We start from the raw sequence: 7251 nt of genomic DNA, 5'->3' as shown, positions 1-7251 counted from the left end.
TCGTAGGTCTGCGGCGCCGGGTGCTTGGTCCAGCTCAGGGCGACGAACACGTCGTCGCCCTCCTTCATCCGGGTGCGTGCGCGCGCCTCCCGGCCCTCCAGCCCGATGCGCAGGTTGGTGGTCAGCCGCAGCGTGGGGTGGTCGTCGGGTTGCTTGGCGGCGCGGGCGATCGCCTCGCCGTAGGCGTTCGCCGAGTACTCCCACGTCACCCCGGTGCGGTGGTAGTCGAATGCGGGTTCGCAGCTCATCATCAGCTCGACGGTGCCACTGACGCAGCGCACCGTGCGTAGCAGGATGTGCTCGGCGTCCCAGTCCATCGGGGTGCGGCGGTGGGTCCGCGAGCGGCGCTCGATGTCGTGCCAGGGGCCCATCACTAGCGCGTCGCGGACGATCAGCCACCCGGTGTGGGTCTGCCAGGTGGTCTCCATGATCAGGCTGCCGGGCAGGTAGCGGCGGGCCGAAGGAACCGAAACCCCGTAGGGCCCCAGCCTGAAGTGGCCGGCGCTGCGATCCAGGATCGCCCCGAACACGCTCGGGGAGTCGGGCCGGGGCACGCAGAGCCATTCCACCGACCCGGCCGGCGAGATCAGGCACGTCGTCTCCCAGTCGGACAGAAACGCATAGTCGGCGATCGGCGGAAACGGGTTGCGCAGCCCGGCATTGGGAGCCAGGGGCGCCGGCGCGCTGAAGTCGATCGGTGAGGCCAACGGTGAATCCAGTGCCGGTTCGTGCCCGTCCCCGATGTGGGCAGGTTGGTCGGTGGGGGCGGGTTGGTCGGCGGGTTCGACGTGCAGCACCATGCCGACATCATCGACTGTCTAGGCGCCCGGCGTCCACGCTTCGCGCGATCCGGGATCAGCCGTTGCGCCGCCCGAAGAATCACGGTCGGGAGCCAGCGGCGCACCTGCACGCGGGCCGGCTGGCGGGTCGAGATCCGGCCCGCGCGGGCAGCGGCTTGGCCGGTACGCGTGCGGCGGGCCACCGCGTCGGCCACCGCCAAGTTGATGCCGATGCCGCCGACCGGGGACATCACGTGTGCGAAGTCCCCGATGAGCAAGCCGCCGTCGCCGTACCATCGTGGGAGTCGATTGAGTTGCACGTCAAGCAGTTTCATGTGCTCGAACGACGTCAGCGTGGCGACGCGGTCGGCAGGCCAGGGCACCAGGGTGGCCAATGCCCGGCGCAGCGTCTCGATGCCCCGGGCGCGCGTCTGGGTGTCGGTGCCCTTCGGGACGATATAGGCGATCTGGTAGTACTCGCTGCGGTCGATCATGATCACGGCGTGCCCGGCGCGCAGCACCCAGGCCGACCCGCGCGGATCGCCGGACCGGCGGGGCAACCGGAACCACCGGACGTCCATCGGGACGCCGAAACTGCGCGGGATCGGCCCGGCGGCGGAGCGCACCGTCGAACACCGGCCGTCGCAGGCCACCGTGAGTTCGGCGCGCATCCGTCAGGTTTCGCCGGCCGGTTCACGGTAGGTGACGCGGTCGCCGTCCCGGATCACGCCGACCACCTCGGTGCTGCGCAACAAACTGAAGCCGGGCTCGGCCTCGGCGGCGGTCGCGACCATCTCCAGGAAGTCCCACTGCGGCACCAGGGCGATGTGCCGGTGTGCGCCCGGCAGCCGCGCCAGGCCGACATCGACCGGTTGGTTCTGGACCTCCATGTGGATGGTGTCGATGAGGCGGTGTGGTATCGCGGTGAACCGCGGCCCCAATCCCAGTTCGTCGACTAACCGCAGGGTGCTCGCGTGCACGGTGTCGCCCCGGAAGTCACGCAGGAAGTCGGCGTGCTTTTCCATCACCGTGACGTCGACTCCGGCGCCGGCCAGCAGCAGGCCGAGCACCATGCCGACGCGGCCCCCGCCGGCGACGAGGCAGGTCGTTTCGTCGGCGGAAGCCCTGGGCAGATCCTGGCACATGAGCGGCTCGTCGACCGCGCGTTGGCTTTGGCGACGGTGGCGAATAGTGTGGGCCCGGTGACCGCGTTCCTGAACTGGTGGGACGGCAACGAACTGTGGCTTTCCGGGTTGCCGTTCGTGCTGCAGGCGATGGTGGTGATGCCGATCGTGCTGGCGGTGGCCTACCTCATGGCGTTGGTGCTGGACGGACTGCTCGGCAAGGGCATCGATGTGATGCGCCGCCTCCGTCGCACCGACGGGTTGCCGCGGTAACGTTCATGCCCCGTTCGCACGTGACGCTGGTGCTCGTCGCTCTCGTGGTGCTCGTCGTCGTCACGTGGCTGTTGACGCACTGAATGCACGGGGCACCGGGTGTGGTGACGCGCCCGGTTTTCGTGCATTGTTGTCGCTGACTGCCCAACCCGTGCGCGGTCTGGTATCGAGTCGGTGACTTCTGCCGAAGTTTCCGGCGCCGTTCCGCAGCAACGGGACCGATATCGGTAAGTCCTGCAGCGGAAGGTGATCAATGCCCGACGACGTCGTCGCCTCGTTCCGCTGGCGCCCCGCCGTCGCCTGCGCCCTGGTTGTCGGTGCCGTCGCCGCCTGCCAGGGCGGTGCCGGCGATGTCGTCGGCGCCGGGGGACCGGCCGACGCGCACACCAGGATCGACCTGGCCGCCTACCGGGCCCCAGAACCCGGCTGGAGCAAGGTGATCGCGGCGTTCAATGCCTCCGAGGACGGCAAGCAAGTGCAGGTCGTCGCCTCCTATGGGGCCTCCGCCGACCAGTCCCGCGCGGTGGCCGACGGCAAGCCGGCCGACGTCGTGAATTTCTCGGCCGGATCCGACGTCACCCGACTGGTCAAGGCGGGCAAGGTTTCTCCCGCCTGGGACAAGGACGCCACCGGGGGCGTCCCGTTCGGGTCGGTGGTGACGTTGGTGGTGCGCGCGGGAAACCCGAAGAACATCAGGGACTGGGACGACCTGCTGCGTCCTGGGATCGAGCTCATCACACCCAGCCCGCTGAGTTCGGCCGCCGCGAAGTGGAACCTGCTCGCCCCGTATGCGGCCGCGAGCCGCGGCGGCAGCGATCAGGAAGCCGGCGTCGGCTTCGTCGACAAGTTGGTGAGCGGGCACGTCAAACTGCGGCCAGGGTCGGGGCGGGAGGCGACCGACGTCTTCGTGCGGGGCAGCGGTGACGTGCTGATCAGCCCCGAGAACGAGGCCCTGGCCACCGAGCGGCAGGGCAAGCCGGTGCAGCACGTCATCCCGCCGCAGACCGTCAGGGTCGACAACCCGGTCGCCGTGGTGACCACCAGCGCACACCTGGACGCGGCCAGCGCGTTCAAGAATTTCCAGTACCGCGCCGCGACGCAGCGCCTGTGGGCGCAGGCCGGGTTCCGGCCCGTCGACCCGGGGGTGGCCGCCGAGTTCTCGGACCGGTTCCCGGTACCGGACAAACTCTTCACGATCGCCGACCTCGGCGGTTGGGACGCCGTCGATGCGCAGCTGTTCGACCAGGCCACCGGCGCCATCACCCAGGTCTACCTGCGGGCCACCGGATGACGGCCGCGGTGACGCCCCGGGGCGATGCCCGCGTGCGGCCCACCCGCGTGCCGCCGATCGCGGCGACACCGGCGTGAGCCCGTCAGCCGGCACCCATCCCGCCGCGCCTCACGACGCGTGCAGACCGCACTCGGTCTTGGCCGTTCCCTGCCAGCGGCCGCTACGCGGGTCGGCGCCTTCGGCGGGCCGGACCGTGCAGGGGGCGCAGCCGATCGACGGATACCCGTCGTAGATGAGCGGATTCACCAGTACGCCATGCTCGGCGATGTACGTGTCGACGTCGCGGTCGGTCCAGTCCACAAGCGGGCTGACCTTCACCAGCTTGAACGCCTCGTCGAAGCTGACCACGGGCGCGTTGGCGCGGGTGGGCGCGTCCACGCGGCGCAGCCCGGTCACCCACGCCGAATAGCCCTGCAGCGCTTTGCGTAACGGCGCGACCTTGCGGAGCCGGCAGCACTCGCCGGGGTCGCGGGCGAAGAGGTCCTTGCCCAGCAGGGCGTCCTGCTCGGCCACCGTGTGCTCGGGGGTGGCGTTGATCACGTGGATGTCGTAGACGGACTCCACTGCGTCGCGGGTGCCGATCGTCTCCACGAAGTGGTATCCGGTGTCCAGAAACACCACCGGCACACCGGGTCGAACCTTCGCGGCCAGCTCCACGAGCAGCGCATCCTGCATGCTCGAGGCGACGACGTAGTTGCATGTCGCGCAGCCACGGGGTCCGCGGACCCCGCCGAAAGTCTCGTCCGTCCAACGCAGCACGTCGATGGCGCTGGCGTTTTCCAGGTCGGCCGCCCCGCGCGCCGCCACCTCGCGCAACTCGGACTCGGAGAGTTCCGACACTTCGGTGGTGGTCATAGGTGATCTGCCTCCGTCCAGATGGTGTGCGTGACATCGGGCACACCGAGATCGATGCGCTGCCCGGTGTTCTCCAGGGGACTGGCCGCGCGCAAACACCATGTGGCGCTGGCGCTTTCGATGCGGCCCCGTACGCAACGTCGCGTACCCGTCGCACGAGTGTGATAACCGTTGGGCGCCTTGTGATATTCCCGTGTCCGGGGGGTGGCTGTGATCACTGCTCGGTTGTCCTTCACGAACGTTCGCAGGCGTGAACGCGCCACTTGACCGAGGATTTCGGCGGCGGCGCAGATCCGGCGCCGGCTGTTGACAGGGGGCGGGTCTACGAGATCAGCGGAGACAACAGCAGCTGCAGACGCGCTTCAGATCGATGTGCCGACGTGCCACCAGCGCAACGCGCAGACGAGGCTCGACAACGATCACGCCCTCGATTGTGCCACGGAAGGCGTCCACGCACGCGCGCGGGATCCCGATTGGCGTGCGAAAAAGCCGCCTCTTCGTTACCGAAGTGCCACCTGCTACCGGTGATAATTACCTCGCCTTGGGACTGAAGGGGATTGAGGTCATCGTGAACGGATCGCGGGTGGAGGGCGGCGGCGCCCACCTGGTCGTCAACAAACCCATCGGTGCTTCGCATTTCGCGATCACCGAACGGCTCCCCGGGCTCGTCCGGAATCGCACCGGCATCCTTCGTCGGTCCCGCCCGAGACGCCCGGCTTTGCGATGGCTGGCGGCGGGCGTCGTCGTCATTGCGCTGGCGGTGGCGGGCCTGGGCGGGCAGTTGCTCTACCAGGAGCACCAACGCAACGTCGCCGCCAGGCAGGCGCTTGCGGCCGCCCAGGCCTACATCGGCAAGCTGATCAACTTCGACGGCGAGACGATCGAGGGCAAATACGGCGACATCCTCGACGGCGCGACCGGCGATTTCAAAGAGCACTACGGCAAGTCCAGCACCGAACTGCACCGGATGCTCAGGGAGAACGTGACGACCGTGCGCGGGATCATCACGGAGTCATGGGTGAAGAAGGCCACCACCAGCAGGGCGGTGATCCTGATGCTCGTCGACCAGTCGGTCAAAAACCGCAACAGCGCGAAGGCAACGCTCGAACGGAGCCGGGTCAAGATGGTGATGACCAAGGTCGACGGTCGTTGGCTGGCCAGCAAGGTGCGAGTGATATGACGCTCAGGCTCGCGGGGATCCGCGTCATCGTGTCCGCATTCCTGGCTCAGACCCTGCTGGTGGGTGCCCTGTTCGTCACCGCCCTGGCGGTCTCGACCAGCGACTCGAAAGCCGACGACGTCAACTGGGAAGCGATCGCGCAGTGCGAGTCGGGCGGCAACTGGGCCGCCGACACCGGCAACGGACTGTTCGGCGGCCTGCAGATCAGCCAGCCCACGTGGGATGCCAACGGCGGTTACGGTCTGCCGTCGGCCGCCGTCCCCGACGCGCAGGTCGAGGTCGCGGACCGGATCATGGCCTCCCAGGGACCCGGCGCCTGGCCCCGCTGCGCTACATGCAGCCCGGACGCGGCACCGGTGGGATCCCTGTCGCACCTCCTGGGATACGTCGAGGCTCAGGGCGGCGGTTGCCCCGGGGTGGAAGAGGACTGACGGTCGAGGGCTGACCGACCGGCCCGGCGCGATCCGCGGGCGTGGGATCATTTGGCATGAGCCTTCGCGAGGAGCAGGTCGACCTGCCCGGCCTGCAGCCGGTCCCGGACCGGCCGTTCGGGTTGTATGTGCACGTACCGTTCTGTATAACCCGTTGCGGCTATTGCGATTTCAACACCTACACCCCGGCCGAGTTGGGTGGCGTCAACCCCGATGCCTGGCTGCAGGCGCTGCGGACGGAACTCGAGTTGGCGGCCGCGCGGTTGGGCGGCCCGACGCTGCACACCGTCTTCGTCGGCGGCGGGACGCCGTCGCTGCTGGGTGGCGCGCGCGTGGCGACGTTGCTGGACATGGTGCGTGAGCACTTCGCGCTGGCGCCGGACGCCGAGGTCACCACCGAGGCCAACCCGGAGTCGGCCTGGCCGGACTTTTTCGGGGCGGCCCGGGCCGCGGGATACACGCGGGTATCGCTGGGCATGCAGTCAGTGTCACCGCGGGTGCTGGGCGTCCTCGACCGGATTCATACGCCGAACCGGTCGGCCGACGCGGCCCGCGAGGCGCTGGACGCCGGCTTCGAACACGTCAGCCTGGACCTGATCTATGGGACACCCGGTGAAAGCGACGACGACCTGCTGCGTTCCGTCGACACGGCGGTGGCGACCGGCGTGGACCACGTGTCCGCCTATGCCCTCACCGTCGAGGACGGCACCGCCCTGTCCCGGCGGGTCCGCCGTGGGGAGCTGGCCGCCCCCGACGACGACGTGCTCGCGCACCGCTACGAGCTGGTCGACGCCCGCCTCGCCGAGGCGGGGATGGACTGGTACGAGGTGTCGAACTGGTCGCGCCCCGGCGGTGAGTGCCGGCACAACCTCGGCTACTGGGACGGCGGTCAGTGGTGGGGCGCCGGGCCGGGAGCGCACGGCTATGTCGGGGCGACGCGCTGGTGGAACGTCAAGCACCCCAATGCCTATGCCGACAGGCTGGCCGCTGCGGCGTTGCCCGTGGCGGGATTCGAGCAGCTCGGTCCGGACGCACTGCACACCGAGGACGTCTTGTTGAGAACCCGCCTGCGGCAAGGACTTCCGCTGGCCTCCCTGGACGCCGCCGAACGCGAACGCGCCGAGTCCGCCGTCGCCGACGGACTGCTGGTGGCCGAGGGGGACCGGCTCGTGCTCACCCCGCGCGGACGCCTGCTCGCCGACGGGGTCGTGCGCGGGGTGCTGGGGTAGTTCTCAGGTGCCCGCGAACCAGTGCCCGACGACGTGGGCGATCTCGATGTACAGCGGGATGCCGATCGTGACGTTGTAGGAGAACGTCA

General features: G+C 69.2%; 9 protein-coding genes and 1 pseudogene. 5 read left to right on the top strand and 5 right to left on the bottom strand.

Annotated features, from left to right (window positions below; all coding sequences use genetic code 11):
- Together AC2VOR_RS13645 and AC2VOR_RS13640 are read right to left on the bottom strand one after the other, a co-directional pair.
- On the bottom strand, positions 1-695 hold a 695-nt coding region (locus tag AC2VOR_RS13645), incomplete at its 3' end, for a trehalase-like domain-containing protein (protein ID WP_486963945.1).
- Positions 587-1852, bottom strand: a pseudogene (locus AC2VOR_RS13640) (FAD-dependent oxidoreductase). The gene AC2VOR_RS13645 and the pseudogene AC2VOR_RS13640, both read right to left, overlap by 109 nt.
- A gap of 129 nt (positions 1853-1981) precedes the next feature.
- Between AC2VOR_RS13640 and AC2VOR_RS13635 the strand changes: the two are divergent.
- Together AC2VOR_RS13635 and AC2VOR_RS13630 are read left to right on the top strand one after the other, a co-directional pair.
- Positions 1982-2176 (top strand): hypothetical protein, encoded by a 195-nt coding sequence (locus tag AC2VOR_RS13635; RefSeq protein ID WP_369737965.1) that lies wholly within the window; start codon positions 1982-1984, stop codon positions 2174-2176.
- A 253-nt stretch (positions 2177-2429) separates the two neighbouring features.
- On the top strand, positions 2430-3467 hold the full coding sequence (locus AC2VOR_RS13630; protein WP_369737967.1) for a sulfate ABC transporter substrate-binding protein: 1038 nt from the start codon (positions 2430-2432) through the stop codon (positions 3465-3467).
- Positions 3468-3575: 108 nt separating this feature from the next.
- Here the strand turns inward: AC2VOR_RS13630 and AC2VOR_RS13625 are convergent, their stop codons facing one another.
- Together AC2VOR_RS13625 and AC2VOR_RS13620 are read right to left on the bottom strand one after the other, a co-directional pair.
- Positions 3576-4322, bottom strand: coding sequence for a phosphoadenylyl-sulfate reductase (locus AC2VOR_RS13625; protein WP_369737969.1), 747 nt, complete (start codon positions 4320-4322; stop codon positions 3576-3578).
- Between the two features lie 330 nt (positions 4323-4652).
- Positions 4653-4745 (bottom strand): Ms4527A family Cys-rich leader peptide, encoded by a 93-nt coding sequence (locus AC2VOR_RS13620; RefSeq protein ID WP_486963943.1) that lies wholly within the window; start codon positions 4743-4745, stop codon positions 4653-4655.
- Between the two features lie 55 nt (positions 4746-4800).
- Here AC2VOR_RS13620 and AC2VOR_RS13615 point away from each other — a divergent pair, with 55 nt between their 5' ends.
- The 3 genes from AC2VOR_RS13615 to hemW are packed head-to-tail and all read left to right on the top strand — an operon-like array spanning position 4801 to position 7162.
- Complete coding sequence (locus tag AC2VOR_RS13615; protein WP_486963942.1) at positions 4801-5502, top strand: hypothetical protein; 702 nt, start codon at positions 4801-4803, stop codon at positions 5500-5502.
- Positions 5499-5933, top strand: a complete 435-nt coding sequence (locus AC2VOR_RS13610) for a transglycosylase family protein (protein ID WP_369737974.1) — start codon at positions 5499-5501, stop codon at positions 5931-5933. Before AC2VOR_RS13615 ends, AC2VOR_RS13610 begins: the two co-directional genes overlap by 4 nt.
- A 56-nt stretch (positions 5934-5989) precedes the next feature.
- Complete coding sequence (gene hemW / locus AC2VOR_RS13605) at positions 5990-7162, top strand: radical SAM family heme chaperone HemW (RefSeq protein ID WP_486963941.1); 1173 nt, start codon at positions 5990-5992, stop codon at positions 7160-7162.
- Between the two features lie 3 nt (positions 7163-7165).
- Here hemW and AC2VOR_RS13600 read toward each other — a convergent pair.
- Positions 7166-7251, bottom strand: an 86-nt coding sequence (locus AC2VOR_RS13600) for a hypothetical protein (RefSeq protein WP_486963944.1), incomplete at its 5' end; no start/stop codon positions are given.

The organism is Mycobacterium sp. TH-M103 (assembly GCF_057473785.1).
This window is presented reverse-complemented; position numbering and strand designations above follow the sequence as displayed.

What these genes read in the sequence shown, in the direction of transcription:
- AC2VOR_RS13630 (WP_369737967.1), top strand. Translation starts at nt 2,430, where the DNA reads ATGCCCGACGACGTCGTCGCCTCGTTCCGCTGGCGCCCCGCCGTCGCC.
- AC2VOR_RS13625 (WP_369737969.1), bottom strand. Translation starts at nt 4,322, where the DNA reads ATGACCACCACCGAAGTGTCGGAACTCTCCGAGTCCGAGTTGCGCGAG.
- AC2VOR_RS13610 (WP_369737974.1), top strand. Translation starts at nt 5,499, where the DNA reads ATGACGCTCAGGCTCGCGGGGATCCGCGTCATCGTGTCCGCATTCCTG.
- hemW (WP_486963941.1), top strand. Translation starts at nt 5,990, where the DNA reads ATGAGCCTTCGCGAGGAGCAGGTCGACCTGCCCGGCCTGCAGCCGGTC.